Raw genomic sequence first — 26,146 nt, 5'->3', positions numbered from 1 at the left:
CCGGCGGGACGGGGACCATGACACGGAACGGCCGGTTCCGCGCGTGACTTCTGCGCGGATCAGGCCGCGAACGGCATCAAGAACAGCGTGATCGAGGCCAGCAGGAAGGCGGCCATGGAGCGGCGCCCCACGGCGACGGCGGCCTCGTCCTGCCCGCCCTCCTCCAGGCGCAGCGCCAGGAATCCCTGGGCCATGCCCGACGCGAAGGTGATGATGTGGATGATCGCGAGGCCGGGCAGCGCGTCCAGCCCCAGCAGCAGGGTGACCGCGCCCAACACCATGCCGTTGAAGGCGGCCTGCCGCAGGATCGGTTCCCAATGCTCGCGGGCGATGAAGGTTTCGACCATGTCCAGCGGATGGCCGTTCCGCTCGTCCGGATCGGTGTACAGGCTCATGGCTGGGCTCCACAGGCTTGGTGGGGCTCCGCCCGACTGGGTTTCAGGGCGGTGCGGTGTCAGGATCGGCGGATGCTGTCCGCCATCTTCTTGGCGACGGTCAGCAGATCGCCGTCGGCCTTGTTGCCGGTGACGGTGTAGGCGACCAGTCCGGCGCGCCAATAGACGAGCCGCAGGCTGTCGTGCACGACGGTGTGCAGGGTGCCGTCCTGCGCCGGCTCGCCGGACGCGACGAACAGGGTCAGCAACTCGCCGTCCGGCTCCCTGTAGAGAAACTGGAGAGCGGTGCCATGGTTCCATGGCACGACGCTGGCCCGGATCAGGGTCAGTTCCGGACCGATGGCGGGAAGCGCAACCGTCATGCCGCGCCCCTCCGGCAGCGGCACCTGGGCGGTCTGCACCGGGACCGGCGTGGTGCTCGTCCGAGGGGGGGACGGCTGCAGCGTGTTGAGCGCGACGGCCTTGGAATGCGCGTCCGCCGCCTCGTCGGCGAAGGCGGGGACGTCATCGACCTCGCCGGCCAGCTGCGGTCCGGTGGCCCCGCCCGACTGCACCCACACGGTCAGGCTCCATCCTCCCATGACCAGCAGCACCGCCGCGGCCAGCGGGGCAACCCGCCGGGTGAAGCGGTCCATGTCCAGACGCCAGCGCAGGCGCCCGGCCAGCGTTTCGGTCTCCTGCACCGACACGGCGGCCATCATGTCGAGGCCGAGCTTCAGCATCTCCTGCTGGTGCCGGTACTCGTGCAGCTTGGCGGCCAGGGCCGGGTTGGCGGCGAGTTGCGCCTCGAAGGCGGCGCGGCGGGCCGGCTCCATCTCGCCGTCCATGTAGAGATGCAGGTCGGCGTTCTGGTTGAGGCTGATGGGATCGCTGCCCATGGCTCACCTCACCGCCCGCAGTGCGGTCTGGGCGTGGTCGCGTCGGCCCATCTCCCGGTGGCCCATCTCCACCCGCAGCGCCTCCCGCCCGCGGGCCAGGCGCGACATCAGCGTGCCGAGCGGAATGTCCAGCTGGCGGGCGGCTTCCTGGTAGCTCATCCCCTCCACGGCGACGAGGGTCAGGACGCGGCGCTGCTCGTCCGGAAGGGTGGAGAAGGCCTTGATGGTCCGCATCAGTTCGACATGGTCGGGCTGGTTGGGCGGCATCTGCCCGGAACTCATGGCCTCGATGGCCGAGGCGCCGCGCGCCCGCACCTGCTCCCGCCGCACCCCGTTGACGTGGACGTTGTGCAGGATGCCGAACAGCCAGGACCGTAGGTCGCCGTTCGGGCGGAAGGTTCGGGAACCGGAGATGGCGCGCACCAGCGTCTCCTGCACGAGATCCTCCGCATCGTCGCGGTTGCGCGCCAGCGCGAGGGCGTAGCGGCGCAGGGAGCGCAGTTGATTCGACAGTTGATCGCGCAGGCTGAACGTCACGTCTCCACCCCGTGGACTGGATTTCCCGAATTCCTGCTCCGTTTTCGTTTCGGGAAGGCCTTTTAATCCCGGGGCGGGACGCTTTCCGCGGTCAATCGTCGTCGCGGGTGGGCTTGTGCAGCGAACCGTCGGCGAGGACGATCTCGCTGGCCACCATCCCGCCCTTGCGGGCGCGTCCGGTGACGGTGATGGGAGCGCCCGGCTCGATGCCCGCCGGCAGGAAGCCGCGCACCGTGACATCGGTCCGCGCGCTGTCATCCTGGATGGTCATCCAGGTCGCGCCCACCGCGGCGACCGTTCCGGAGACGGTGCCACCCCTGGTCCGCAGCACGTCGGCGACCGGCTGCGGTGAGGAGGGCTGAACCGCGTGGTCCCGCTCGCCCGCGTCGGCGGAGCCGGACAGCAGAAGGGCGGCGAAGGCCGCAGCCAGGACGGGGGCGGCCAGGACGGGGAGGGTGGTTGAATGGCGCATGATCCTGTCTCCATCGCAAGGGGCGGGTGGTCCGCCCGGTCAGGAGGGATCATGGCAAGGCGCGGCTGAGCCTTGCCTGAACGGAGCGTTCAACCGCGGTTCAGAAAGGCCGGTCACAATCCGCTTGATCGCCAGGAGGCGCCCTATAAATTAGCGATGTCTTATTTATAGGGCGGATGAGGCCCATGCCATCCAATGAGCTATCCACCGATTGGCCGCTCGACCCCGCCGAGCTGGAAGCGCGGGCCGCCGAGGCGGAAGCCTTCCTGCGCTCCATCGCCAGCCGCCACCGGCTGATGATTCTGTGCAGCCTGCTGGACGGTGAGATGCCGGTGGGCGACCTCGCGCGGCGGCTCGGCCTGTCGCAGTCGAACCTGTCCCAGCATCTTGCCAAGCTGCGGGACGAGGGGCTGGTCGCCACCCGGCGGGACGGTACCTCAATCCACTACCGCATCGGGTCGGACCGGGTGCGCCCGATCCTGCTGGAGCTGTACCGCCAGTTCTGCGTCGGCGCGCGCTGCGTGGCCGACGCGAACCCGATGCCCTGAGACGCGCCCCTCAGCGCTCGACCGGGCCGGAAGCGGCCATCCAGGCGGCCATGCCGCCGTTCAGTCGATGGATGTCCCCGGTGTAGCCGCCGGCCGCCATCCTGGCCGACGCAGGGCCGCAGCGCCGCCCGCTCTGGCAATGGAGGACGAGGTGTTTGCCCGTCGCGTCCGGCACGCGGGCCGGGTCGAACTGCGACAGCGGCACCAGCGTGGCGCCGGGAATGTGGCCGGCGCGGTGCTCATGCGGTTCGCGGACATCGACGATCACCACCGAGCCCTCTCTCAGCCAGCCCATGACGGTGGCGGCGTCGACGGTCTTGATCTGATCGTTCATGGCGTTTGCGCTCCGGTTGAGGCCGAGACGGGAGAGAAGGGTCTTGAACATGGTCATCCCTGGAGGTCGAGGAGTTCACGGCGGCGGTGGCCGGCGGCCGGCGGCGGGGCGGGGGGAGCGGCCGCCTTCGCCTCCCCGCGCAGGACGATGTAGATCGCCGGGATCACCAGCACCGTCAGAAGGGTCGAGCTGAACAGCCCGAACAGCAGCGAGATCGCCAGCCCCTGGAAGATCGGATCGGTCAGGATGAAGGCCGCCCCGATCATCGCGGCGACGGCGGTCAGCAGGATCGGCTTGAAGCGGATGGCCCCGGCCTCCAGCACCGCCTCGCGCAGCGGTGTCCCGCGCTCCCGCAGGTGGCGGATGAAGTCCACCAGCAGGATGGAGTTGCGCACGATGATGCCCGCCAGCGCGATGAAGCCGATCATCGAGGTGGCGGTGAAGGCCGCCCCGAACAGCCAGTGGCCCAGCACGATTCCGATCAGGGTCAGCGGCACCGGCACCAGGATCACCAGCGGCAGCTTGAAGCTCCCGAACTGGGCGACGACCAGCAGATAGATGCCCAGGATCGCCACGCCGAAGGCGGCCCCCATGTCGCGGAAGGTGACGTAGGTGATCTCCCACTCGCCGTCCCACAGCAGCACCGGCCGGTTCTGGTCATCCGGCTGGCCGTGCATCCGGATCTCCGGCGCGGCGGCCAGCCCGGCGGCGGCCCAATCGACGGCGTCCAGCCGCTCCTGCACCGCCAGCATCCCGTAAATCGGCGCCTCGAACCGACCGGCCAGATCGGCCATGACCATCTCCGCGAAGCGCCCGTTGTGGCGGAACAGCGTGTGGGAGGCTGGTTCCCGCGTCATCGTCACCAGATCGCCCAGTTCCACCGTGCCGCGTGCCCCCGGAACCGGGGTGGAAAGGAGGCGTTCGGACAGGAACAGGCCGGAGCGCGGCATCTGCACGGCGATTTCGATGGGTGTGCGCCCCGCCCCGCGGTGCGAGTAGCCGACCGGAACGCCGCCCGTCAGCGCGCGCAGCGTGTCGTAGACGGCCTGCTCCTCCACGCCGTGGAACTCCAGGCTTTCGCGATCCAGCGCGAAACGCAGACGGTCGCCGGGCGGGCGGATGCTGTTCTCGACGTCAACGATGAAGTCCACGCCGCGGAAGGCGTCCTCCACCGCCAGCGCCGCCTTGCGCCGGGTCTCCGCGTCGGGGCCGTAGACCTCCATCAGCAGGGTGGACAGCACGGGCGGGCCGGGCGGCACCTCGACCACCTTCAGCACGGTCCCGGCGGGCAGGGGGAGGGTGGAGAGCCGCGCCCGGATGTCGAGCGCGACCGCGTGGCTGCTGCGGGCCCGCTCGCTCTTGGGGGCGAGATTGACCTGTAGGTCGCCCTGCTCCGGCTGGTCGCGCAGGTAGTAATGCCGGACCAGACCGTTGAAGTTGAAGGGGGACGCGGTCCCGGCATAGGCCTGGACGCTGGCCAGTTCCGGCAGATCGGCGATCTTCCCCGCGGCGGCGAGCAGGGCGCGCTCCGTGTCCTCCGGCGCCGCGCCGCGCGGCAGGTCGAGCACCACCTGAAGCTCCGACTTGTTGTCGAAGGGTAGCAGCTTGACCGCCACGTCCTTGGTGTAGAACAGCGCCGTCGAGGCGAGCGTCGCCACCCCGACCGCCAGCAGGAAGATCCAGGCCCGGCGCTTGCTGCGCACGACCGGGCGCGCTGCGGCGCGGTAGAGGCGCCCCAGCCGGCCGCCGTCCTGCTCGCCGTGTTCACCCACCGGGGTTTCGCCCGGACGCAGCGTCACCATCAGCCAGGGCGTCAGCACCATGGCGACGAAGAAGCTGAAGACCATGGCCGCGGAGGCGTTGGCCGGGATCGGGCTCATGTAGGGGCCCATCAGGCCGGAGACGAACATCATCGGCAGCAGGGCGGCGATGACCGTCAGGGTGGCGACGATGGTCGGATTGCCGACCTCCGCCACCGCCTCGACGGCGGCCTGGACCTTGCTGCGCCCGTCGCGCATCGACCAATGACGGTCGATGTTCTCCACCACCACGATGGCGTCGTCCACCAGGATGCCGATGGAGAAGATCAGGGCGAACAGACTGACGCGATTGATGGTGTAGCCCATCAGCCAGGATGCGAACATGGTCAGCAGGATCGTCGTCGGGATGACGACCAGTGTCACCAACCCTTCCCGCCAGCCGATGGCGAGAACGATCAGCCCGACGATGGTGACGGTGGCGAGCGCCAGATGGAACAGCAGCTCGTTGACCTTCTCGTCGGCCGTCTCGCCGTAGTTGCGGGTGACGGTCAGCGTGAGGTCCTTCGGCAGCCCCTCCGCCTGGATGGCCTGGACGCGCTCCAGCACGCGGTCGGCGATGGTGACGGCGTTGGCCCCGGCGCGCTTGGCGATGGCGATGGTGACGGCAGGGGTGCGGATCAGCCCGCCTTTGCCGTCCGGCACCAGATGCCAGGCGCTGATCTCGCCGGGCCGCGCCCCCACCACCACGTCGGCCACATCCTTCACATAGACGGGCCGCCCGTCGCGAGTGGTGACCAGAAGCAACCCGATGTCCGCCGTGCCCTGGAGCGTCTGGCCGGCGACCACCGGCAGGCTGCCGCCCGCGCTGCGCACCGACCCGGCGATGAAGGAGCGGTTGGCGTTCTTCACCTTGTCCACGAGCTGGTTCAGCGTGACGCCGTAGAGCGCCAGCCGCTCCGGGTCGGGCTCCACGCGGATCTGGTCGGGCTGACCGCCGACGATGAAGCTGCGCCCCACATCCTCCACCTGGACGAGCTGGCCCAGCAGGTCGTCGGCCACGCCGTGCAGGGCGTTGACGGTCCAGCGCCCGGCGGCCTCCGCCCTGGGCGACAGGGTGAGCGTCAGGATCGCGACGTCGTTGATGCCGCGCCCGACAATCAGCGGCTCCGGAATGCCCAGCGGGATGCGGTCCATGCTGGCCCGCACCTTCTCGTGCACGCGCAGGATGGCGTCGTCGGACGGGGTGCCGACGAGGAAGCGCGCGGTGACCACCACGCGGTCGTCCATGGTCTGGCTGTAGGTGTGCTCGACCCCGTCGATGCCCTTGACGATCTCCTCCAGCGGCCGGGTGACCAGCTCCACGGCGTCGCCGGCCTTCAGCCCGTCCGCCTGGACGAGGATGTCGACCATGGGGACGCTGATCTGCGGCTCCTCCTCTCGCGGCAGCGACAGCAGGGCGATGGCGCCGACCGCCAGCGAGGCGAGCAGCAGCAGCGGGGTCAGGGGCGAGCGGATGAAGGTCCGCGTCAGCACCCCGGAAAGGCCGAGCCTCATGGCGTTCCCCCTCACGAGCCCGCCGGGCGGACGATGACATCGCCGGGCTTCAGGCCGGACAGGATCTCCAGCCCGCCGGGCCGGTCGCCGACCATGGGAATGGCGCTGCCCGCCTGGACCGGGACCTCCGTCCCGTCGGCCAGCCGGACAAAATCGGTGCCGAAGCGGCGCAGCAGCCAATCCGGCGGAATCACCACCGCGTCGCGCGTGCCGGTGGCGACATAGACCCGCACCCGCTCGCCGACGAAGAAGTTGCCCAGGCCGCTGACCGTGGCGTCGGCGATCACCTGCCCGCCGGCCATCTCGGGATAGACCTGCCGGACGGCGCCGCGCGCCAGCGCCGTGGCGCCGGGATCGGTGACGGTCACCGGAGCCAGCCCGCGCTGGCCGACCAGCACCGGGTCGCCCTCCTTCAGGAAGCGGGCGTGCCGCTCCGGCAGGCGCAGCCGCAGGATGTAGGTGTCGGTGGCGATGCTGGCGACCGGCTCGCCCGGCATGACCACGGCGCCGTCGATCACCTTGACCTGAAGGATGCGCCCGGCGGCGGGGGCCAGCACCTCTCCCTCCCGCGCCTGTTGGGCGACGACGGAGCGTTCGGCCTCCATGGCGGCGATCTGGGCGCGGGCGACGTCCAGCGCGGCCTGCGCGTCGTCCAGCCGCTGCTGCGTGCCGGTGCCGCTGGCGCGGAGCTGGCGGGCGCGTCCAAGCTCCAGCTCCGCCTGATGCTGCTGCGCCTTCAGCGCCTGGATGCGCGCGTCCAGCGCGGCGAGTTGGAGCGGCAGCTTGGGGTCGTGAACGGTGGCGATGACCTGCCCGAGGGTCACCTTGTCGCCCTCCGTCGCCTTCAGGTCGGCCACGGTGCCGCCGATGCGCGTGCGGGCCAGCGTCTCGCGCACGCTTTCCACGGTGGCGAAGACGGCCTTCAGGTCCTCCACCGGGCGCGGCTGCACGGTCAGGCTGTCGGGCTCGGCCGCCGTTGCGGACAGGGGAAGGAGGGCCGCCAGCAGGGTGACGGCGAGCAGCGCCTTGCGGGCCGGCGTGTATGGAGGAAGGGAGCGGGGCATGGCGGGCCACTTCGGACGGGAGGAGCGGAACTCAGGGCGTCTTGATCCTATATTTTAGACATTGCTAATTTAGCGTCAACGAATAAAATGCGAAAGCCAGCCGGCAGTCCGTCCGGCTTGAAGGAGACCGCCTCATGAGCATCGACCGCATCGTCATGGCTTTTGCTGGGACCGTGATCCTGCTGAGCCTCGCCTTGTCCCAGCTTCACAGCCCGAACTGGCTGTGGCTGACCGCCTTCGTCGGGGCCAACCTGCTCCAGGCGGCCTTCACCGGCTTCTGTCCGCTGGCGATCGTGCTGAAGCGGATCGGGCTGCGCCCCGGCATGGCCTTCGAGTAGGCGCGGGCCGGGCAAGGGGGAGATCTCGACCAAAACACACAACCGGGCAGCCCAACAGACCCGGATCGTCCGGAGAGGAAACGGATATGGCCCACATCGTCGTACTCGGGGCGGGCATCGGCGGCATACCGATGGCCTATGAGCTGAAGGATCTGGCGCGGCCCGGCGACCGGATCACCGTCGTATCGAACAGCGGCCAGTTCCAGTTCGTGCCGTCCAACCCTTGGGTGGCGGTCGGCTGGCGCAAGCGCGGCGACATCACCGTCGCTCTGGCGGAGCCCTTCGCCCGCAAGGGCATCGCCTTCAACCATTCCGGCTGCCGCGCGCTGCGGCCCCAGGACAACGCGCTGGATCTCGGGGACGGGACCAGCCTCGGCTACGACCAGCTCGTCATCGCCACCGGCCCCGAACTGGCCTTCGACGAGATCGAGGGCTTCGGGCCGCAGGCCAACACCGTCTCGATCTGCCACGTCGACCACGCGGAGGCGGCGGCCCAGCGATGGGAGGACTTCTGCCGCAACCCCGGCCCGCTGGTCGTCGGGGCGGTGCAGGGGGCGTCCTGCTTCGGACCGGCCTACGAGTTCGCGATGATCGCCGACGCCGACCTGCGCCGCCGCAAGATCCGCCACAAGGTGCCGATGACCTTCGTCACGTCGGAACCCTACATCGGGCATCTCGGGCTGGGCGGGGTGGGCGACACCAAGGGGCTTCTGGAGTCGGCGTTGCGCGAACGGCACATCCAATGGATCGCCAACGCCCGCGTGGACCGATTCGAGTCCGACACGGTCCACGTCACGGAGGTCGACGCGGACGGCAAGGACAAGGCGCGGCACATGGTGGGCAGCCGCCTGACCATGATGCTCCCCGCCTTCCGCGGTATAGCCCCGTTGCGCGGTGTGGAGGGGCTGGTGAACCCGCGCGGTTTCGTGCTGACCGACCGCCACCAGCGCAACCCCACCTTCCGAAACGTCTTCGGCGTCGGCGTCTGCATCGCCATCCCACCGGTGGAGAAGACTCCGGTCCCGGTGGGCGTTCCGAAGACCGGCTACATGATCGAAACCATGGTGACCGCCGCCGCCCACAACATCCGCGCCATCCTGGACGGGAAGGAACCGACGGAGGAGGCGACCTGGAACGCGCTCTGCCTCGCCGATTTCGGGGACAGCGGCGTCGCCTTCGTCGCCATGCCGCAGATCCCGCCGCGCAACGTCAACTGGTCGTCGCACGGGCGCTGGGTCCATCTCGCCAAGATCGGATTCGAGCGCTACTTCCTGCGCAAGGTGCGCAAGGGCATCGGCGAGCCGGTCTATGAACGCTACGCGCTGAAACTGCTGGGCCTGACGCGCGTGCAGCCGGACGCGCCGGCCAAGCTGGACGGATAAGGAGCCATACGGATTGAATGTGGCCGGGCGCGGGTGTATGCGGCGCATGGGGGAGCCACCGCCCACACGACCGTTCCCGTTCACCGGCCTCGCCCGAAGGATGCCATGCGCCTCACGTCCCGATCGGTCCGACTGACGTTCGCGCTGGCCGGGATTCTCGCCGCAACGGTCGCGGCAGGGGCACCGGCCGGGGCGGCGGAGCCGCCGATCCGCGTCGGCGTGCTGGCCTACCGTGGCGGCGACCACGCCAACGCTGTCTGGGAGCCGACCGTCCGTTATCTGGCGGACCGCTTTCCGCAGCGCGGGGCGGAGATGGTGCCCCTCGACCTGCCGGGCATGGACGCGGCGGTGGCCGCCGGCAGCGTCGATTTCGTTCTGACCAACACCGGCAACTATGTGGAGCTGGAGGCCCGTCACGGTGTCACCCGCATCGCCACGCTCCACTCCTCCCGCTCAGGCGCGTCGGGGGCGGCGGTGGGCTCGGCGCTGATCGTCCGGGCCGGGCGCGACGACATCCGCAGCCTCGCCGACCTCAAGGGCAAGTCCGTGATGGCGGTGGACCCCGATGCCTTCGGCGGTTTTCAGGTCGCCTGGGGGGCGCTGCTGACGGCCGGGGTCGACCCCTACGCCGACCTGAAGGAACTGCGCTTCTCAGGCTTCCCGGTGGACCGCATCGCCTTCGCCGTCCGCGACGGGGAGGTGGACGCGGGCGTTCTGCGCGCCTGCGTGCTGGAGGAGCTGGCTCAGGAAGGCCACCTCGACCGCGCGGGTTTCCAGGTCGTCGCCCCGCGGACGGAACCGGGCTTCGGCTGCGCCCTGTCCACCGGACTCTATCCCGACTGGCCGCTCGCCCGGCTGGCCAAAACGCCGGAGGATCTGGCGAAGGCGGTGGTGGTCGCGCTGTTCCAGATGCCGGACGGCCATCCGGCGGCGCTGGCCGGCGGCTACGAGGGCTGGACGGTGCCGATGGACTACCAGCCGGTCCATGGCCTGTTCCGCAGCCTGCGCATCGGTCCCTACGAGCATCTGCGCGACGTCACCCTTATCGACCTTGCGCGGGAGCATTGGCACTGGCTGGCGCTGGCGGCGCTGGCCCTGCTGTGGTGGGCGGTCCATTCGCTGCGGGTCGAGCATCTCATCAAGGTGCGCACCGCCGAGCTGCGCGCGGCCAACCGCGAACTGCGCCGCGAGATGGCCGAGCGCCGCCGCGCCGAGGAGACCGCTCGCGAGCGGCAGAAGGAGATGGACCACGTCGCCCGCCTCTCCATCCTGGGCGAGATGGCCAGCAACATCGCTCATGAGCTGAACCAGCCGCTGGGCGCCATCGCCAACTACGCGCGCGGCTGCACGCGGCGGCTGGAGGCCGGGGTGGGCAGCGCTGCCGAATTCGCGGAGGCCTCCCGCGCCATCGCCGCCCAGGCCGACCGCGCCGGGCAGATCATCGCCCGCATCCGCGACTTCGTGCGCAAGCGGGCCGCCCAGCTGGAGCCGGCGGACGTCAACGGCGCGGTGGAGGCGGCGTTGCAGCTCTGCGAGGGGCGGGCGCGCAGCGGCAACATCCCCGTCACCCGCGCTCTGACCGCCGGCCTGCCGCCGGTCCTGGCCGACCGGGTGCAAATTGAGCAGGTCGTCCTGAACCTCGTCAAGAACGCGCTGGACGCCATGGATGGTGGGGCGGACGGCGAGGCGGGGGAGGGACGCGGCGTCACCGTGCGCACCGGGCTGAACGCGGAAGGGCGGGTGGAGATCGCCGTGGCCGACCGCGGGCACGGCCTGTCGGAGGACGCGCGGGCGCGCCTGTTCGACCCCTTCTTCACCACCAAGCCCGGCGGCATGGGGCTGGGCCTGTCGATCTGCCGGACCATCGTGGAAAGCCATGGCGGCCATCTCTGGGCCACCGATCATCCGGGCGGGGGCACCGTGGTGCGCTTCGTCCTGCCCGCAGCGGAGGAGAAGGTCAATGCAGGCTGACGCGGCCCGCACCGTTTACGTGGTGGACGACGATCCGGCGATGCGCCATTCGCTGGGCTGGCTGATCGGCTCGCTGGGCGTGGCGGTGGAATCCTTCGGCTCCGGCGAGGAGTTCCTGCGCGCCGTCCGCGCCGACCGGCCCGGCTGCCTCGTCACCGACGTGCGCATGCCGGGGATGAGCGGGCTGGAGTTGCAGGACACGCTGGCCCGCGCCGGCTCCGTCCTGGCCGTCGTGGTCATCACCGGCCACGGCGACGTGCCGATGGCCGCCCGCGCCTTCCGCGCCGGGGCGGTGGACTTCATCGAGAAGCCCTTCAACGACCAGCTCCTGCTCGACCGGGTGCACGAGGCGCTGGAGACGTCCCGTCGGGCGTGGGAGGCGCAGGCGCGCAAGGCCCATGTCCGCGCCCTGCTGGCCCGCCTGACCCCGCGCGAGCGGCAGGTCGCCGATCTGGTGGTGCAGGGCAAGCCGAACAAGGTCATCGCGGCGGAGATCAACCTCAGCCTGAAGACGGTGGAGGTGCATCGCCACAACGTCATGGACAAGCTGGAGGTCGCCTCCGTCTCCGACCTGACCCGGCTGCTTCTGGAAGCGGAATAAGGGTCAGACGGCCGCCATCGCCTGCCGCACCCAGCCGAGCAGGGCGGGCAGCGGCATCGCCCCGGCGGTGCGCGCCAGCTCGCGCCCATGGTGGACCAGGACGAGGGTCGGGATGCTGCGCACGCCGAAGCGTGCGGCGAGATCGGGGGCGGCCTCGGTGTCGACCTTGGCGAGGCGGACATGGGGCTCCAGCCGGCCGGCGGCCTGCTCGAAGACCGGCGCCATCATCCGGCACGGCCCGCACCACTCCGCCCAGAAGTCGATGAGCAGCGGCAGGTCGCTGCGCTCCGCCTGAGGGGTGAAGCGGGCGGCGGTCAGCGCGATTGGTTTGCCCTGGAACAGCGGCTGACCGCAGCGGCCGCATTTCCCGGCGCCCGGCTGGTCCAGGCGTCCGCGCGGCATGCGGTTCAGGGTGTCGCAGCTTGGGCAGGCGACGTGAAGATGGTCGGACATGGCGCGGCTCCCCCTCCAGGACGGGCGTCTTTATGAGCGTGATCTAATGCAGCGTCCGTGAAGCGCAAGAGGCCGCCGGCGCGGGACAGGGCTGCGGTCGGCGCCCCTTTTCATTGTGGGGCCAAGCGAGTGGCACGACCCTGCGATGTGCGCCTTCGGCATTGCGGTTGGCGGGGCGCTGTTCCTAGAATGCCGGCCCGTGGCCCTTCCCTCTCCGGGAGCGGCCAAGCCCTTCCGCAGAACCGCGATTCCGAATGAAGCCTTCCTTTTCGTCCGCCTCCGCCGCCGGCTGTTCCTCCGTGGACGATTCCGGTTCCGCCCTGGCGCGCGCGCGGGCTCTGACGACGGGGTGGGGGCCTGGAGCACGGGGATTGTCCACGCTGCCCCCCGCCGTGGTCCCGGCGCCCTATCGGGCGCTGCTCGACCACGACCGCGGCATGACCGCCGTCCTGTCGGAGCGGTGGGGCGAGCCGGTGGGCGTGCGGGTGCTGCGCCAGCGGACGGAGCCGGACGGGACCGCGCTGCTACGCGACATCGTGCTGACCATCGGGCCGGACGCGCTGCCGGTGGAGCTGGCGAGCATCCGCATCGCGCTCGGCGGCTTTCCCGCGGCCTTCGCCGAACAGCTTCGCGAGGGGACGGAGCCCTTCGGGCGCCTGCTGGCGCGGAACGGAGTCGCCTTCTCGGTGGAGGTGCTGGGTCTGTTGACCGCCCCCGCCGCCAACGTCTGGGCTGCGGAGGGGCGCGTGTCCAGTGGCGCCACGCTGTACGGGCGCCTCGGGCGGCTGGTGCGGGCGGACGGCTGGACCATCGCGGAAACGGTGGAACTGCTTCCCCGCGCCTGAGGCCCGATGTCGGACAGCGTGCCATCCGGCGGAGCATCTGCTAAACCTGCGAAACCGTTCACACCCTCCGCATCGGTGACCATGACCGCCCCGCATCTTCCCTATCTGTCGCAGTTCTCGCTGGAAGGCCGGGTGGCGCTGGTCACCGGGTCCGGGCGCGGGCTGGGTCTGGAAATCGCCCGCGCCATGGCCGGGTCCGGCGCCCATGTGCTGCTGAACGGGCGTGACGCCGCGCGGCTGGAACCGCAGGCCGAGGCCATCGCTGCGGCGGGCGGACGGGCCTCGGTGCTGGCCTTCGACGTGGCCGACCGGGACGCGGTGCGGGACGCCTTCGCGCGGATCGGGCGGGATCACGGGCGGCTGGACGTGCTGGTCCAGAATGTCGGGCAGCGCAACCGCAAGCCGCTGACCGACTTCGCGGACGAGGAGATCAGCGAACTGCTCAACGTCGATCTGGCCGCCGGCCTGATCCTGGCGCGGGAGGCGGCGCGGCTGATGCTGCCCCAGGGCTTCGGACGGCTGATCACGGTGACCTCCATCTCCGGGCAGATCGCCCGTGCCAACGACGCGGTCTATGCTGCCGCCAAGGCCGGGCTGGCCGGTATGGTGCGGGCGCTCGCCGCCGAGTACGGCGCAAAGGGCCTGACCAGCAACGCCATCGCGCCGGGCTTCTTCGCGACGGAGACCAACGCCGGCATCACCGGCAACCCGGCCCTGTCCGCCTATTTCGAGGGACGCACCCCGATCGGCCGCTGGGGCCGACCGGAGGAGATCGCCGGGGCCGCGGTGTTCCTGGCCTCGCCTGCCGCGTCCTACGTCAATGGGCATGTGTTGGTGGTGGACGGCGGCGCCACCATTCTCATGTGAAGGCCGGTCTTACAGGAAGCTGAGACGCCATGCTGGCGATCCCCTTGTCATGCGCCGATCCGGCGGAGGCCTTCCGCGCTCTGTCCGGACAGCCCTGGTCGATGCTGCTCGACAGCGCCGCCCCGCACCCCGCCCACGGCCGCTTCAGCTACATCGCGGCGGAGCCCTTCCGCACGCTGGAGTCGCTGGGCGGGCGGGCGCATCTCGACGGCCGGCCGGTGGACGGCGACCCCTTCGCCGTTCTGGCCGACGAGCTGGCGCGCCACGCCCGGCCCGAGGGTCTGCCGGGACCGGCGCCCTTCCGCGGCGGGGCGGTCGGCTTCATCGGCTACGAGGCGGGGCTGCGGCTGGAGCGCATCCATTCGCGCCACGCCAACCCCGGCGGCCAGCTGGAGATGGCCTTCGGCTTCTACGACGCGGTGGCCGCCTTCGACCATGCGGAGCGCCGCGCCTGGGTGATCGCCGCCCGTCCGGAGGCCGAGGACCGCGCCCGCGCCCTGGCCACCCGGCTGGAGGGCGGCGGGGCGTCCCCTCTCGGCCCCGTCCCGGTCGCCCCCTGGCGGAGCGAATTGGAGCGGGACGCCTATCTGACACGGGTGGAGCGGGTGCTGGAGTACATCCGGGCCGGCGACATCTATCAGGCCAACTTCACCCAGCGCTTCCTGGCCGAGCGGCGCGACGGGCTGGACGCCTACGCGCTGTATCGGCGGCTGAGCGCGATCAGCCCGGCGCCCTTCGCCGCCTATCTCGACTGCGGCCCGCGCCTGCGCATCGCCAGCGCCTCGCCGGAGCGCTTCATCCGCATCAGCGCCGCGGGGGAGGTGGAGACGCGCCCGATCAAGGGCACCCGCCCGCGCTACGCCGACCCCGCCGAGGACGCCGCCGCCGCCGCGGAGCTGGCGGCCAGCGTCAAGGACCGGGCGGAAAACCTGATGATCACCGACCTGCTGCGCAACGACCTCGGCCGGGTGTCGCGGGTGGGCAGCGTCCGGGTGCCGACGCTCTATGGATTGGAGAGCTTCGCCAACGTGCATCACCTCGTCTCGGTCGTCACGGCGCGGCTGCGGCCCGGCCTGGGAGCGGTGGACCTGCTGCGGGCGGCGCTGCCCGGCGGCTCGATCACCGGGGCGCCCAAGATCCGTGCCATGCAGATCATCGACGAGCTGGAGGTGGCGCGGCGCGGCGCCTATTGCGGCTCGGTGGCCTGGCTCGGCTTCGACGGCGCTATGGACAGCAGCATCGTCATCCGCACCCTGTCGATCACACCGGATACGGTGATCGCCCAGGCCGGCGGCGGCATCGTCGCCGATTCCGACCCGGTGGACGAGCATGAGGAGATGATGGTCAAGATCCGCGCCCAGCTCCGCGCGCTGGAGGAGGCCCGGACATGAGCCCGGACATGAACGTCGTCTGGCTGAACGGGCGCCTGCTGCCGGCGGCGGAGGCGCGCATCGACCCGGCGGACCGTGGCTTCACGCTGGGCGACGGGCTGTTCGAGACGATCCGGGTGGCCGGCGGCACCGCCCGCCATCTCGCCCGGCATCTCGCCCGGCTGGCAGATGGAGCGGCGCTGCTCGGCCTGCCGCTCCCTTACGACGCTACGGCGCTGGCCGACGCCGCCGAAGCGCTGATCGCGGCGGAGGGCCGGGCGGAGGGCGTGCTGCGGGTGACGCTGACGCGGGGCACCGGAGCGCGCGGCGTCCTGCCGCCGGCGGACGCCGTGCCGACTCTGCTGATGACGCTGGCCCCCGCGCCACCGCCCGCCGGCCCGGTGGAGGCGGTCATCGCCCAAACCACCCGGCGCAACGAGCATTCGCCGCTGTCGCGCGTGAAGTCGCTGAATTACCTGGATTCGATCCTCGCCCGGCAGGAGGCGGCAACGCGCGGCGCGGGGGAGGCGCTCCTGCTCAACGGCGCGGGCCGTCTGGCCGAGTCCAGCGTGGCGAACCTGTTCATTGTTCGAGACGGGCGCCTGCAGACCCCGCCGGTCGTCGAGGGCGCGCTGCCGGGCATCCGCCGCGCGCTGATTTTGGAACGGGGCAACGCCGGGGAGGCGCCGCTTTCCGTTGCCGACCTGCTGGGGGCCGGGGAGGCCTTCCTGACCAACAGCCTTGGCGTACGCCCCCTGCTGCGCGTCGACGGGCAGGCCATTGGCGCCGGAAGGGTAGGGCCGGTGACGACGGCCCTGCTGAAAGACATCGCGGCGGAATAGAGCGTCTGTTAGGGTCGGAGGTAGGACCAGCCCTCTTCCTGAAGCTGCATCAGGCGGACGACGCCGGAAGGCACCAGCTTGGCTTCCGGCACCATGGGAACCTCGCCCTGCTCCACGCGGATCATACCGTTGCGGGTGTTCTCGCAGGCGGAGTAGGTCAGGGTCGGCAGGCTGCCCTTCAGCGAGGTCAGGCGTTCCTTCACCGGCGAGCGGTCGGCGCGCAGCATGTGCAGGCCGGGACCGAAGGTGACCAGCTCGACCTCCACCGTCTCGCCGATGGTCTTGTAATACTCGATGATGTTCTTGACGTTGTTCAGCGCCATGTTCATCAGCGCCGGGTCGTTGCTGCTGACCTGAATGGCGACGCGGTGGACGCCGGGCTGGTCCGCCCCCGCCTTCCGCCCCGCTATGGCGGCGGTCATTCCGGCGAAGCCGGCCATTGCCAGCGCCGCCCGGCGCGTGGAGCGCATCGCCATGTCATCCTCCCTTTCGCTGTGGGGGCATCCGCTGTCCTAGCACAATGACCCCGGCCGCCGCTTGTTCCCGAAGGGAGTGCCCGCGCAACGGAAGGGGGAGGCGGTCAGCGGCGCAGGGCGTGTTTGGCGGCCTGGACCATCATCATCTCCCCCACATTTTCCGGAGTCACCAGCCCGACCAGCCGCCCATTCCCATCATCGACTCCGACCGCGGGCAGGCTCTTCTCCTGTATCAGGCGCAACGCCTCGTCCAGCTTGCCGTGCCGGTGGATCACGGGGATGTCGGGGCGCATCACTTCCAGCACCGGCGTGTCCGGGCCGCGATCGCGCAGGGCGCGGATCAGGTCGTCGCGGGTCAGCACGCCGCGCAGCGTGCCGCCCCCGTCCACCACGGGAAACTCGTGCTGGGTCGTCCGGATCAGGCACTGCACCGCGTCCTCCAGCACGCCAGAAGGCGGCAGCGTCTCGAAGCGGGTGACCATGGCGTCGGACACGACCACGCCGTGGGTGATCTCGCGCATCTGCACCGCGTGCGCCTCCGACGAGGCGCCCAGATAGACGAACAACGCGATGAACAGCAGCATCGGGTTGCCGAACAGCCCGAGCAGCCCCAGCCCGATGGCCACCGCCTGTCCGACCGAGGCCGCCACCTGGGTGCCGCGGACATAGCCCATGCGACTCGCCAGCACCGCCCGCAGCACGCGCCCGCCATCCATGGGGAAGGCCGGGATCAGGTTGAACAGCGCCAGGAACAGGTTCACCACGGCCAGCCGGGACAGCACGTCAATGCCGGCGTTCCGCACCTCCGCTGCTTCCGCCGGCACAAAGCCGCCGAGCGCGGCATAGAGCAGCGCCGCGATCACCAGATTGACCGCCGGCCCGGCCAACGCCACCACCAGTTCCTGCGACGGCTTCTCCGGCAACCGCTCCAGTCGGGCCACCCCGCCGATGGGCAGCAGGGTGATGTCCGGCGTGCGGACACCGTAGCGCCGGGCGGCGAAGACGTGCCCGAACTCGTGCAGCAGGACGCAGAGGAACAGCAGCGAGAGGAAGACCACCCCCTCCAGCGCCGCCGGCCAGCCGCCCTGCGCGTGGTAGGCGGCGCCGATCCACAGAAGGAACAGGAAGAAGGTGATGTGGATGCGGATCACCGTGCCCTTCACGGTGCCGATGGGGATCGACCAGCTCATCCCGACCTCGCCTTGCGCTGTGACCGATATGGATGCGATCCATATGTGGTGATCCAAGGTGCGAGGCGTCACGGTGTGCTTGGGAAGGACGCCATTGCGGGGCAATGCTCGCTTGCACCAACTCTTGAAAGTTGCTCAACCATACGGCTGCGTTGCCGCGGTCGCCTGTGGATTGGTGGGGGTGAGCCTCTTCCTTATCTCTCCTCCTTGTCTTTTCTTCGGGAGATCGCTACCATGGATTGTAATTCATGATTGATTAATGGTGTGCAGTGGGCTTACTTGACAGCATGGCCGAAGCGCCTTTCAAAACCAGTGCCACCGGGCTGAGACTGTACTACCCTTTTGGTATGTTCGGGCGCGCCCGCATTGTGCCGAACGAGCAAGAAGAAAATAAAATAAAGTCGTCAGCAAAGCGGTCTGTTGTCTTTGGTTCAATCGCTGGATTGTCCTTAACAATATTAAAGCCATCGTTTCCTATAATACTGATTGTATTTTTTGTGGGGCTCGCCGTCCAAATTTTCGCAAATCATATCACAGCGCGCAGGTATCCGATCTCGGATGAGCGGATGACATGGGCGGAAGCCAAGCGCATATCTGTCCGCAAATCCGACCGACGCAGCCTCTGGGTGTTCTTTGGTCTCGGTGTTGTGATGACGGCGCTGGGCGTCTTCGCCACCTTTGCCGTCTTCGCAATGAAGGGCGACCTGTGGGACAAGATCACGGCGCTTTGTGGTGTGGCGTTTTTCGGAGCAGGCACCCTTTTCTTTCTGTGGATGATCCGTCAGGCGGGGCAGCGCGAGTGACGGGCTGCTCCGTCCAGCCTACACAGCCTTCAGATGGCGGACCGGGCGGCCGGGGGACAGGGCCTCCGCCGCGCGGACGATGGCCTGGGCGTCGATCCCGTGATGGCGGTAGAGGTCGGCGATGGTGCCCGTCTGGCCGAAATGCTCCACCCCCAGCGCCCGCGTGCGGTGACCAAGGACCGAGCCCAGCCAGCCCAGCCCCGCCGGATGGCCGTCCTGCACCGTCACCAGCGCGCAGTGGGACGGCACACCCTCCAGCAGCCGTTCGACGTGAGAACGCGCATGGGGCTTGCCGCGTTCGCGCGCCCGTTGCGCCGCGCTCCAGCCGGCGTGCAGCCGGTCGGCGGAGGTGACGGCCAGCAGCCCGACGTCGCGGCGGTCCTCGCCGAGCATGCCCACCGCCTCGATGGCCTCGGGCGCCACCACGCCGCTGTAGGCGACCACCACCTGGGCGTTCGGCCCGGGACGGCGCAGCCAGTAGGCGCCCTGGACGATGCCGCTCTCCAGCTCCGCGTCCATCGTCCGGACCGGCTGCTCCAGCACGCGCGACGACAGGCGCAGATAGACCGAGCCGCCGGTCTCGTCGCGCAGCCAGTTCCGCTCGTCCGGCTCGCCCTCGCCCTCCCGCTGCATGTAGTCGAAGGCCCAGCGCATGGTGACGGCCAGCTCGTCGGCGAAGGCCGGCTCGAAGCAGGCGAGCCCGTCCTGGGCCATGCCGACCAGCGGCGTGGCGATGGACTGGTGCGCCCCGCCTTCCGGGGCCAGCGTCACGCCGGACGGGGTCGCCACCAGAAGGAACCGCGCGTCCTGATAGCAGGCGTAGTTCATCTGGTCCGCCGCCCGCATGACGAAGGGGTCGTAGACGGTGCCGATGGGCAGCAGACGCTCCCCGAACAGCGAGTGCGACAGGCCCAGCGCCGACAGCAGGATGAACAGGTTGGACTCGGCGATGCCCAGTTCGAAATGCTGGCCGTCGGGCGAGAAGTCCCACGTGTAGGTGGAGGGGATGCGCTCCTTCTTGAACAGGTCGGCCAGCGCGCTCTTGGCGAACAGGCCGCGGCGGTTCACCCAGGCGCCGAGGTTGGTGGAGACCGTCACGTCCGGCGCGGTCGTCACGATGCGTTCCGCCAGCTCCGTCTTCTCGCGCCCCAACTCGTTCAGGATCAGGCCGAAGGCCGCCTGGGTGGACAGCGCCTTCTGCGTCGGAGCGGCCAGCGCCGCCGGCACCGGGACCGCCGCGGCACCATGGCGCCGCCGCCCCTTGGCCGCGAAGGGCACCTGCTTCAGGAAGGCGTCCAATTCCGCCGCCGACAGGCTCAGCCCCTCGAAGCGGTCCCACTCATGGCCCGGACGGACGGCGTTGGCGGCGCGGAACGCCTCCATCTGCGCCGGGGTCATCAGGCCGGAATGGTTGTCCTTGTGCCCGGCCAGTGGCAGCCCGGCGCCCTTGATGGTGTAGGCGATGAAGCAGACGGGCCGGTCGTGCGTGCGCGCCTGGGCGAAGGCGTCGAGCAGCGAGGGCAGGTCGTGGCCGCCCAGATTGCCCATCAGCAGGGCCAGTTCCTCGTCGTTGCGGCGCTCGATCAGGCGGGTGACCGGCCCCTGGTCGCCCAGATCGTCGAGCAGCCGCTTCCGCCACGCCGCCCCGCCCTGGTAGGTCAGCGCGGAATAGAGCTGGTTCGGACACCGGTCGATCCAGGCGCGCAGGCGCTGGCCGCCCTCCTCCTGGAAGGCCGCCTGCATCAGTGCGCCGTATTTCAGGATCACCACGTCCCAGCCGAAGGCGCGGAAGATGTTCTCCAGCCGCTCCCACAGCCCCTCGCGGATCACCGCGTCCAGGCTCTGGCGGTTGTAGTCGACGATCCACCAGGTGTTGCGCAGCCCGTGCTTCCAGCCCTCCTGAAGGGCTTCGAAGATGTTGCCCTCGTCCATCTCGGCGTCGCCGACCAGCGACACCATGCGCCCCTCGGGCAGGTCCTTTGCCCAGCCCTTGGCCTTCACGTAATCCTGCACCAGCGAGGCGAAGAGCGTCTGCGCCACCCCCAGCCCGACCGAGCCGGTGGAGAAGTCCACGTCGTCCACGTCCTTGGTTCGCGACGGGTAGGACTGGGCGCCCTTGAAGCCGCGAAAATTTTCCAGATTCCCGCGCGTCTGGTTGCCCAGCAGATACTGGATGGCGTGGAAGATCGGGCTGGCGTGCGGCTTCACCGCGACCCGGTCCTCTGGGCGCAGGGCCTGGAAATAGAGCGCCGTCATGATCGTCGCCAGCGAGGCCGAGGACGCCTGATGCCCGCCGATCTTCAGCCCGTCCTGGTTGGGGCGGATGTGGTTGGCGTTGTGGATCGTCCAGGACGCGAGCCAGAGAACCTTGCGCTCCAGCTCGCGCAGGCAGGCGAGGTCGGCGTGGTTCGGAACGGTCGCGTCCATGTCGGTGCCTCTCTTGACGGAACGGCGGTCGATGATTGGTGGAGCCTATCATTTGTGCCGCGGCAGGAGTTTGCAAAGTGGCGCCGGAAAGCCGGTCGGTTTAGCTTTGGATTGCGCAGAACAGCAAATGGCAGCATGAAATGCCAAAAATCAAACTCGATCGCATCGACCGGAAGATTCTGGCCCTGCTCCAGCAGGACGGGCGGATGCCCAACAACGAACTGGCGGAGCGCGTCGGCCTGTCGCCGTCCCCCTGCCTGCGTCGCGTCAAGGCGCTGGAGGAGGCGGGCGTCATCGCCCGCCATGTCGCCTTGGTCGATCCCGCCGCGGTCGATCTGCCGGTGAACGTCTTCGTCAGCGTCAGCCTGGAACGGCAGGTGGAGGAGCGGATCGACGCCTTTGAGGCCGCCGTGATGGCGCTGCCGGAGGTGATGGAATGCTATCTGATGACCGGCGATGCGGATTACCTGCTGCGCGTGGTGGTCCCCGACCTCGCCAGCTACGAGCGCTTTCTCAAGGAGCATCTGACGCGGATTTCCGGAGTCGCCAACATCCGGTCGAGCTTCGCGTTGAAGCAGGTGCGCTACCGCACGGCCCTGCCGCTGGGGCACTTGGCAGAGTGAAATAAAAACACGACGGATTTCAGTCTTGAGTGCTCGAAGCCCAATCTGAAAATTGCCGTTCATCATTTTTTGTTCACGGCAATGCGGGATCGGCGCTGACTTTGCGCAGATCCCGCAAGCTCGATGCCGGATTTTACCCGAACAGGAGACCCCATATGCTGTAAGCGGAGTTTCCAACCTGAAGATACTCGACCTCCCCGGAGCCGTGGGTGAGATACCCATTGCTCACGCCAAAGAAGTTGTAAATCTCGACGCCGTTGTTGTTATATCCATCTGCGTAGTCAGCCGACGTAGTAATCGTCAACCTTGTTCCGGTAACATAAAACTCCAAGTCATAAATGGTGGCATCATTGAAAATTACCCGATCCGCTGTCCCTGAGCTATCAGAAATAGCGGAAACTCCACCATCATTGTTGTAGTGGAGATAGACGTCGTTGCCGGCTCCGCCATAAAGCTCGTCCATGCCAATTACACCACCGGAACCGGCGCAGGCCCCACCGTTCAGGACATCGTCTCCATCGCCTCCATAGAGATAATCCCAACCATCGCCACCTAACAAGGTATCGTTCCCAGCTCCGCCGACCAGATAATCGGAGCCGGCAAGTCCGTTCAAAAAATCATTTCCGTTGAACCCATACAAATCGTCGTTGCCGTTACCGCCATCCAGGTAATCGTCCAGATTTCCCCCGCCAACGGTGTCGTTTCCTTCACCCGCATAAACATTTACCTGCTCGCTCGGATTCGGCGAGACCCAGTAATCGTTTCCAGTTGAAAGTACATATGTACCCATATCATTATCCTTCTTGTTTTTGTTAGAGAGAAAACGAAAATCTATAAACTATAAATCACGAACGTTGCAATTTTGATTATATTACCACTAACCTTAGTTATCTAACGAAGCATATTAACGTATGCGCATCACTTCGCAATCTAACTATTTTATTTTGTTGATAATTTCATCGAGTACAGATATTCTGTGAAGTGCTATGGGCTGATCCATTTCGCTTGATTGGTGGAGTGAATCAAAATCGGAGGTAATAATGAATTCTCAAATCTCCTTTAACAACGCTGCTCCCTTACCATCAACGCAGCACAAAACGGCAATGAACAAGGCAGTATCTGAGAAATCTAAAGATGATGTGGCGGTGGTTGGAAATACGAAGACTGATCAAGTATCACTAAGTCCGTTGGCATTAGCTTTAAAAGGCGATGCGCTTTCATTGTTCGGCAAGCTATCCAGCAATGATAGAAGCGCATTGGGTCTCTTCGTTTCGTCGGGGCAAATGTCGTCTGATGAAATGAACGACGCGCTTTCGGGAAAACTGAAGGAATCGCGCAGCCAGACCTTCTGGAAGGGCGCTGCCGAAGCGGGTGCCGGGCAGGAAACCGACAAACAGAAGAAGATCAGAACACTTTCGGAAAGCATTGAGGCGCGACTGTCCGCTATTGATAAAACGGCAAATTCGTCATCACGCCTGGATCAGGCTGTGGCGATCACAAACGAGTTGCGAAGCTCGATGTGGGAGCGCAGCTCGTTGATGAGCCAACCAGAAGGCGGAGGAACCAGCATAAAGCTGACGGCGGAATTCGCCTTGAACAAGATGGCGCGGACCGACTCGGAACGCGCGGCGGGGGACAAGCTCAGCGCTCTGGGCTTCAAGTCCGAAAGCTTCGATCAGCTGTTGAAGGACACGGCGGAAAAGGACATCGCGTCCATGTGAGCCTTTGTGCGCTGTGACAACCGTGGTCCGTCGGCCGTAATCCCGCATTCAATACGTTCAACATCCGGTCGCCCGGACCGCTCATGACGTTCGCGATGGAAGACCTGCGCCGCTTTTTGCCATAAAGAGTATTGGAACAGGGGCGCTCGGCGAAATTTCCCGCTGACAGACCCCGACCGACAGGCGAAGGCATGGGAAGCAGGACGGGATGATGGACTGGGACAAGTTGCGGGTGTTCCACGCTGTGGCCGAGGCCGGCAGCTTCACCCACGCGGGCGAGGCCCTCAACCTCAGCCAATCGGCGGTCAGCCGGCAGATCAGCGCGCTGGAGGACAGCCTCGGCGTACCGCTGTTTCACCGGCACGCCCGCGGGCTGATCCTGACCGAGCAGGGCGAGTTGCTGAATCACGCGGCGCGCGACATCTTCGCGAAGCTGTCGATGACCCAGGCGATGCTGAGCGAGAGCAAGGACGCCGCCAAGGGACCGCTGAAGGTGACGGCCACGGCCGCCTTCGGCTCGACCTGGCTGACTCCGCGCATCGGGGAATTCCTTGCGCTCTACCCGGACATCCAGCTCACCCTGCTCATCACCGACACGGAGCTGGATCTGGGCATGCGCGAGGCCGACGTGGCGATCCGCGTCAGCCCGCCGCGCCAGCCGGACCTGATCCAGCGGCACCTGATGACCTTCCGCTCGCACCTCTACGCGCACCGCCGTTACCTGGACCGCAAGGGAGAGCCGCAGACGGTGGCCGATCTCGCCTCGCACGATCTGGTGACCTATCCGCAGGAGCTGCGCCCGCCTTTCGCGAACACCCATTGGCTGCGCGATCTGGTGACCGATGCGGTGGCCCGCGACCGGACCGTTCTTCAGGTCAACAACCTGTACGCGATCTTCCGCGCCGTGGAGAGCGGGCTGGGCGTCGGCTCGCTGCCCGACTATCTGGTGACCGGCCTGAACGATATTGTGCGAGTGCTGCCGGACCAGTCCGGGTCGAAGGTGGACGCTTTCTTCGTCTATCCGGAGGAACTGCGCCATTCCAAGCGCATCGCGGTCTTCCGCGACTTTCTGGTCAAGAAGGTTGCGGAGAGCCAGTTCTAATTCCCGATCAGCGGGTTGGCAAAGGAGGGGCGCGGCGCCGGACAGGGCCGTGCCCCTTTGTTTTAGGGCCGTGCCCCATTGTTTTTCCTGCCATCTGGTATGCGACATAGTGTCGGTCATGGTGGAGCGGCCGACTTAGCGCTTGCGCGCTAAACTGATATATTAATATATGCAACGCATGCGGAGCCCACCGCGTGTCAGCCTTCAAGCCCCTGGGCCCCACCCAATAATTGCAATCGCCAGGAAATTCCCGGAAGGGAAAGGCGTGCGCCCATGCCTGCCGATGAACAGGCAAGTGAGGAAGTCATGAAGATAGTGCGTGGCCTGAGATGGAAAGTCCTGGCGCTCATCATGCTGGGGACGATCATCAACTACATCGACCGCAACACGCTGGGCATCCTGGCGCCGATGCTCAAGGAAGAACTGCACTTCTCGACGGAGCAGTATTCCTACATCGTCAGCGTGTTCCAGCTCTGCTACAGCCTGATGCAGCCGATCGCCGGCTATGTGACGGACCTCATCGGCCTGAAATTCGGCTACGCGATGTTCGCCTTCGTCTGGGGCAGTGCCGCGGCCTTGCACGCCTTCTCCGGCGGCTGGCAGTCGATGGCCTTCTTCCGCGGCCTGCTGGGCATCAGCGAGGCGGCGGCCATGCCGTCGGGCGCCAAGACCGCCACCCTGTGGTTCCCGGCCAAGGAGCGCTCCATCGCCACGGGCTGGTTCAACACCGGCAGCTCCGTCGGCGCCATGATCGCCCCGCCGCTGGTGATCTGGCTGTCCGTGACCTGGAGCTGGCAGATCGCCTTCGTCGTCACCGGCCTGCTGGGCGTCGGCCTGTCGATGCTGTGGCTGGCGCTGTACCGCAACCCGGAGAACCACCCGCGCCTGACCAAGGAGGAGCACGCCTACATCCTGGACGGCCAGGAGCAGGTCCAGCTTCCCAAGCCCTCGATGAAGCGCGTCGTCACCATGCGCAAGTTCTGGGGCATCGCCGCCGCCCGCTTCCTGACCGAGCCGGCGTGGCAGACCTTCAGCTTCTGGATTCCGCTCTACATGGTCAGCACCCGCGGCATGGACATCAAGCAGTTCGCGCTGTTCGCCTGGCTGCCCTTCCTGTTCGCCGACATCGGCTGCGTCCTCAGCGGCTACCTGTCGCCCTTCTTCGCCAAGCGCTTCCGCATGTCACTGGTCAACTCGCGCATCGCCGGCATCGGCATCGGCGCGGTGTGCATGATCGGCCCGGCCCTGATCGGCCTGACCAGCAGCCCGATCACCGCCATCTTCCTGTTCTCGGTCGGCGCCTTCGCGCACCAGATGCTGTCGAGCCTGCTCTACGCCCTGGTCACCGACACCTTCGAGAAGCAGGACGTCGCCACGGCGACCGGCTTCGGCGGCATGGCCGGCTACATGGGCGGCATGATCTTCTCGTTGATCATCGGCCAGCTCGCCAGCACGATCGGTTACGAGCCGCTGTTCGTCTGCCTGTCGGTCTTCGACATCACGGCCTTCATCGTGGTGCTGGTGGTTCTCGGCCAGTGGGGCCGGAACAAGGTCACGCCCCCGGCGATGCCGAGCGGCGCCCACGCCGATTGA

Annotated in this window: 26 protein-coding genes; 14 read left to right on the top strand and 12 right to left on the bottom strand. The window is 67.8% G+C overall.

Annotated elements, in window-relative coordinates:
• Positions 1–59: 59 nt before the first annotated feature.
• From JJL56_RS21490 to JJL56_RS21475, 4 genes are all read right to left on the bottom strand, one after another.
• The gene (locus tag JJL56_RS21490; protein WP_145624779.1) at positions 60–395 is read right to left on the bottom strand and encodes a hypothetical protein; all 336 of its coding nucleotides are present in this window, start codon (positions 393–395) and stop codon (positions 60–62) included.
• 59 nt (positions 396–454) lie between these two features.
• Positions 455–1,273 (bottom strand): anti-sigma factor family protein, encoded by an 819-nt coding sequence (locus JJL56_RS21485; protein WP_145624781.1) that lies wholly within the window; start codon positions 1,271–1,273, stop codon positions 455–457.
• Positions 1,274–1,276: 3 nt separating this feature from the next.
• Positions 1,277–1,810, bottom strand: coding sequence for a sigma-70 family RNA polymerase sigma factor (locus tag JJL56_RS21480; RefSeq protein WP_145624783.1), 534 nt, complete (start codon positions 1,808–1,810; stop codon positions 1,277–1,279).
• 91 nt (positions 1,811–1,901) lie between these two features.
• Entirely contained in the window at positions 1,902–2,282 is a 381-nt protein-coding gene (locus JJL56_RS21475) for a hypothetical protein (protein WP_200486201.1), read from the bottom strand.
• Between the two features lie 185 nt (positions 2,283–2,467).
• Between JJL56_RS21475 and JJL56_RS21470 the strand changes: the two genes are divergently transcribed.
• Positions 2,468–2,830: an ArsR/SmtB family transcription factor gene (locus JJL56_RS21470; protein WP_145624787.1), complete on the top strand. Its 363-nt coding sequence runs from the start codon at positions 2,468–2,470 to the stop codon at positions 2,828–2,830.
• Between the two features lie 10 nt (positions 2,831–2,840).
• Here the strand turns inward: JJL56_RS21470 and JJL56_RS21465 are convergent, their stop codons facing one another.
• Genes JJL56_RS21465 through JJL56_RS21455 form a run of 3 tightly spaced genes read right to left on the bottom strand, consistent with a single transcriptional unit; the run spans position 2,841 to position 7,542 of the window.
• On the bottom strand, positions 2,841–3,164 hold the full coding sequence (locus JJL56_RS21465; RefSeq protein WP_247889371.1) for a rhodanese-like domain-containing protein: 324 nt from the start codon (positions 3,162–3,164) through the stop codon (positions 2,841–2,843).
• 53 nt (positions 3,165–3,217) lie between these two features.
• Positions 3,218–6,478 carry an efflux RND transporter permease subunit gene (locus tag JJL56_RS21460; RefSeq protein ID WP_247891177.1) on the bottom strand — a complete coding sequence of 1,087 codons (3,261 nt, stop codon included), beginning with the start codon at positions 6,476–6,478 and terminating at the stop codon, positions 3,218–3,220.
• Between the two features lie 11 nt (positions 6,479–6,489).
• Positions 6,490–7,542: an efflux RND transporter periplasmic adaptor subunit gene (locus JJL56_RS21455; RefSeq protein WP_200486200.1), complete on the bottom strand. Its 1,053-nt coding sequence runs from the start codon at positions 7,540–7,542 to the stop codon at positions 6,490–6,492.
• A gap of 134 nt (positions 7,543–7,676) precedes the next feature.
• Between JJL56_RS21455 and JJL56_RS21450 the strand changes: the two genes are divergently transcribed.
• The 4 genes from JJL56_RS21450 to JJL56_RS21435 all read left to right on the top strand — a co-directional run bounded on the left by JJL56_RS21450 (position 7,677) and on the right by JJL56_RS21435 (position 11,834).
• Positions 7,677–7,880, top strand: a complete 204-nt coding sequence (locus JJL56_RS21450; RefSeq protein WP_145624794.1) for a YgaP family membrane protein — start codon at positions 7,677–7,679, stop codon at positions 7,878–7,880.
• Positions 7,881–7,966: 86 nt separating this feature from the next.
• Entirely contained in the window at positions 7,967–9,262 is a 1,296-nt protein-coding gene (locus JJL56_RS21445; RefSeq protein ID WP_145624795.1) for an NAD(P)/FAD-dependent oxidoreductase, read from the top strand.
• Positions 9,263–9,367: 105 nt separating this feature from the next.
• Positions 9,368–11,233 carry a sensor histidine kinase gene (locus tag JJL56_RS21440; protein ID WP_200486199.1) on the top strand — a complete coding sequence of 622 codons (1,866 nt, stop codon included), beginning with the start codon at positions 9,368–9,370 and terminating at the stop codon, positions 11,231–11,233.
• Entirely contained in the window at positions 11,223–11,834 is a 612-nt protein-coding gene (locus tag JJL56_RS21435) for a response regulator transcription factor (protein WP_145624798.1), read from the top strand. Before JJL56_RS21440 ends, JJL56_RS21435 begins: the two co-directional genes overlap by 11 nt.
• A 3-nt stretch (positions 11,835–11,837) precedes the next feature.
• Here JJL56_RS21435 and trxC read toward each other — a convergent pair whose 3' ends face one another.
• Positions 11,838–12,287 carry a thioredoxin TrxC gene (gene trxC, locus JJL56_RS21430; protein WP_145624800.1) on the bottom strand — a complete coding sequence of 150 codons (450 nt, stop codon included), beginning with the start codon at positions 12,285–12,287 and terminating at the stop codon, positions 11,838–11,840.
• A gap of 371 nt (positions 12,288–12,658) precedes the next feature.
• Between trxC and JJL56_RS21425 the strand changes: the two genes are divergently transcribed.
• The 4 genes from JJL56_RS21425 to JJL56_RS21410 all read left to right on the top strand — a co-directional run bounded on the left by JJL56_RS21425 (position 12,659) and on the right by JJL56_RS21410 (position 16,211).
• The gene (locus JJL56_RS21425; RefSeq protein WP_247891176.1) at positions 12,659–13,132 is read left to right on the top strand and encodes a hypothetical protein; all 474 of its coding nucleotides are present in this window, start codon (positions 12,659–12,661) and stop codon (positions 13,130–13,132) included.
• A gap of 81 nt (positions 13,133–13,213) precedes the next feature.
• Positions 13,214–13,999, top strand: coding sequence for an SDR family oxidoreductase (locus tag JJL56_RS21420; protein WP_200486197.1), 786 nt, complete (start codon positions 13,214–13,216; stop codon positions 13,997–13,999).
• Positions 14,000–14,028: 29 nt separating this feature from the next.
• Positions 14,029–15,390 (top strand): aminodeoxychorismate synthase component I, encoded by a 1,362-nt coding sequence (gene pabB / locus JJL56_RS21415; RefSeq protein ID WP_200486196.1) that lies wholly within the window; start codon positions 14,029–14,031, stop codon positions 15,388–15,390.
• Positions 15,387–16,211, top strand: coding sequence for an aminotransferase class IV (locus JJL56_RS21410; RefSeq protein ID WP_247891175.1), 825 nt, complete (start codon positions 15,387–15,389; stop codon positions 16,209–16,211). The genes pabB and JJL56_RS21410 overlap by 4 nt, the downstream gene beginning before the upstream one ends.
• Before the next feature lie 8 nt (positions 16,212–16,219).
• On the opposite strand, the gene JJL56_RS21405 is transcribed toward JJL56_RS21410, so the two are convergent.
• Entirely contained in the window at positions 16,220–16,687 is a 468-nt protein-coding gene (locus tag JJL56_RS21405) for a DsrE family protein (RefSeq protein ID WP_200486195.1), read from the bottom strand.
• Between the two features lie 104 nt (positions 16,688–16,791).
• Positions 16,792–17,877 (bottom strand): site-2 protease family protein, encoded by a 1,086-nt coding sequence (locus JJL56_RS21400; RefSeq protein ID WP_145624808.1) that lies wholly within the window; start codon positions 17,875–17,877, stop codon positions 16,792–16,794.
• Between the two features lie 287 nt (positions 17,878–18,164).
• Between JJL56_RS21400 and JJL56_RS21395 the strand changes: the two genes are divergently transcribed.
• Positions 18,165–18,680 carry a hypothetical protein gene (locus JJL56_RS21395; RefSeq protein ID WP_200486194.1) on the top strand — a complete coding sequence of 172 codons (516 nt, stop codon included), beginning with the start codon at positions 18,165–18,167 and terminating at the stop codon, positions 18,678–18,680.
• 18 nt (positions 18,681–18,698) lie between these two features.
• Here JJL56_RS21395 and JJL56_RS21390 read toward each other — a convergent pair whose 3' ends face one another.
• Entirely contained in the window at positions 18,699–21,107 is a 2,409-nt protein-coding gene (locus tag JJL56_RS21390; protein WP_200486193.1) for a transketolase, read from the bottom strand.
• A 140-nt stretch (positions 21,108–21,247) separates the two neighbouring features.
• Between JJL56_RS21390 and JJL56_RS21385 the strand changes: the two genes are divergently transcribed.
• Entirely contained in the window at positions 21,248–21,730 is a 483-nt protein-coding gene (locus JJL56_RS21385) for an Lrp/AsnC family transcriptional regulator (protein ID WP_200486192.1), read from the top strand.
• Between the two features lie 133 nt (positions 21,731–21,863).
• Here the strand turns inward: JJL56_RS21385 and JJL56_RS21380 are convergent, their stop codons facing one another.
• Positions 21,864–22,520 carry a calcium-binding protein gene (locus JJL56_RS21380; protein WP_145624815.1) on the bottom strand — a complete coding sequence of 219 codons (657 nt, stop codon included), beginning with the start codon at positions 22,518–22,520 and terminating at the stop codon, positions 21,864–21,866.
• Between the two features lie 250 nt (positions 22,521–22,770).
• Here JJL56_RS21380 and JJL56_RS21375 point away from each other — a divergent pair, with 250 nt between their 5' ends.
• The 3 genes from JJL56_RS21375 to JJL56_RS21365 all read left to right on the top strand — a co-directional run bounded on the left by JJL56_RS21375 (position 22,771) and on the right by JJL56_RS21365 (position 26,146).
• On the top strand, positions 22,771–23,451 hold the full coding sequence (locus tag JJL56_RS21375) for a hypothetical protein (RefSeq protein ID WP_200486191.1): 681 nt from the start codon (positions 22,771–22,773) through the stop codon (positions 23,449–23,451).
• A gap of 211 nt (positions 23,452–23,662) precedes the next feature.
• Complete coding sequence (locus JJL56_RS21370; protein ID WP_186452880.1) at positions 23,663–24,553, top strand: LysR family transcriptional regulator; 891 nt, start codon at positions 23,663–23,665, stop codon at positions 24,551–24,553.
• A 306-nt stretch (positions 24,554–24,859) separates the two neighbouring features.
• Entirely contained in the window at positions 24,860–26,146 is a 1,287-nt protein-coding gene (locus JJL56_RS21365; RefSeq protein WP_145624821.1) for an MFS transporter, read from the top strand.

It is taken from the genome of Azospirillum aestuarii, assembly GCF_016632405.1.
GTDB classification, from domain to species: domain Bacteria; phylum Pseudomonadota; class Alphaproteobacteria; order Azospirillales; family Azospirillaceae; genus Azospirillum; species Azospirillum aestuarii.
Note: the sequence above shows the minus strand (reverse complement) of the source record. Positions and strands in the feature narration are given on the sequence as shown.